2 protein-coding genes and 1 pseudogene are annotated in these 1,744 nt (G+C 64.3%); all 3 read left to right on the forward strand.

The window, feature by feature from the left end; genetic code table 11:
• Window positions 1–688, forward strand: a 688-nt coding sequence (locus EN914_RS34330; protein WP_164779132.1) for a molybdopterin cofactor-binding domain-containing protein, incomplete at its 5' end; no start/stop codon positions are given.
• Complete coding sequence (locus tag EN914_RS34335; protein ID WP_024502949.1) at window positions 685–1,293, forward strand: hypothetical protein; 609 nt, start codon at window positions 685–687, stop codon at window positions 1,291–1,293. The genes EN914_RS34330 and EN914_RS34335, both read left to right, overlap by 4 nt.
• A gap of 155 nt (window positions 1,294–1,448) precedes the next feature.
• A pseudogene (locus EN914_RS34340) lies at window positions 1,449–1,744 on the forward strand (efflux transporter periplasmic adaptor subunit); the annotation flags it as partial.

Genomic DNA, 1,744 nt, shown 5'->3' on the forward strand with positions numbered 1-1,744 from the left:
GCCCTACACGATCCCGAATTACCGGGTCAGGGGTATCGCGGCGCCGGTCTCCATCCCTGTCGGCTCCTGGCGTTCGGTCGGCAGTTCGGTCAACGGCTTCTTCCATGAGGGCTTCATGGACGAGATCGCGGTCGCCGGAAAAATCGATCCGGTCGAGATGCGCAAGAGACTGATGGCCGCCTATCCCTCGGCGGTGAAGGTGGTCGAGAAAGTCGCCGCGATAGCGAAATGGGGCGAGGCGCTGCCCGCCGGCAAGGCCCAGGGCATGGCCTTCACGCTGTCCTTCGGCAGTTGGGTCGGCGAGATCGTTCAGGTGGCGGACACGCCGGCCGGCATCCGCATCGAGAAGGTGTGGATCGCCGCCGATGTCGGCACCGCGCTCGATCCCGGCATCATCGAGGCGCAGTTGATTTCCGCCGCCATCTACGGCCTTTCGGCAGCGATGGGTCAGGAAATCACCTTCGCCGACGGCATGGTCGAACAGTCGAACTTCCACGATTTCGATGCCATGCGGATCTTCCAGTGCCCGGTCTTCGAAGTCGCCATCCTGGAAAATTTCCACAAGATGGGCGGCGTCGGCGAGATCGGCACACCGCCGGCGGCTCCAGCACTCGCCAACGCCATCTTCGCGCTCACCGGAAAGCGCATCCGCACGCTGCCGCTGTCGAAAACGGTGGCCTTCGCATGAAGAAGCTCCTCATCATGCTGACGCCTGCTGCCATGCTCGTGCTCGCAGCGCCGTTTGCGATTGCGCAAGAGAGCCAGACGCCGGCGCCGGCGACCGTCGACGCGGCGAAAGGCCTGTCCGAATGGGACAAGGTCTATGCGGTGTTCTCGCATCCGCGCTGCGCCGACTGTCATGTCGCGGACGACCGGCCGCGATGGTCGGGCGCGCACTATGGCGGTACGCGCGTTCACGCCTTCAATGTCCAGCGCGGTGCTGACGGGTCGGGCTTCGGCAATCCGGGCCTGCGCTGCACGGCTTGCCATTTCTCCAGCAATTCCAAGGCATTGCACGGGCCGCCCGGGGCCGAGAACTGGCATCTGGCGCCGGCCGAGATGGCCTGGTTCGGCAAATCCTCGGCCGAAATCTGCGCCCAGATCAAGGATCCCCTGCGCAATGGCAACCGCAGCTTGAAGGACATCGCGCTGCATGTTCGCGACGACAGATTGGTCGCCTGGGGCTGGGCGCCGGGGCCGGATCGTGAACCGGCTCCGGACTCTGCCGAAGCGACCTATCAAGCGATCGAAGACTGGGCCGCGGCGGGCGCATCTTGTCCGCCGGGGCAATGATCTTGCAACTTTCACACTATATTGCGGTGCAACTTTGATGTAGAAGCGCGCTTCGCCGATCACGGCAAATTGAACACGGCTTGGCGCGCACCCATATCGGCGACGCGCCCGCGTTATGAGGACGCTGGCCGAACCCGCAGTGGAAAACAACGACGATGCCGAGAATCAGGTTTCACAAGCTTGCAGCCATTGTTGTGCTCATTGGTTTCGCGGCGTGGATGGCGACAGGCGAGTTTTCGTCGGTCGGCAGCGTAGCCGCCAACAAAGCCAAGGCAGCCGAAGCCGAACAGGCCAAGGCGCCGGACGCGGCCAAGCCGAAGACGGCTGAAGCCGAGCCGAAGGCACCGCTGCGCACCGTTGCGGTGGTGACGCCGCCACGCAAGACCTATGCACGCGCCATCCGCATTTCCGGGCTGACCGAAGCCGACAAGCGGGCGGTGCTGGCGACGCG

The organism is Mesorhizobium sp. M7A.F.Ca.CA.001.08.2.1 (assembly GCF_003998455.1).
In the GTDB taxonomy this organism is placed as follows: domain Bacteria; phylum Pseudomonadota; class Alphaproteobacteria; order Rhizobiales; family Rhizobiaceae; genus Mesorhizobium; species Mesorhizobium ciceri.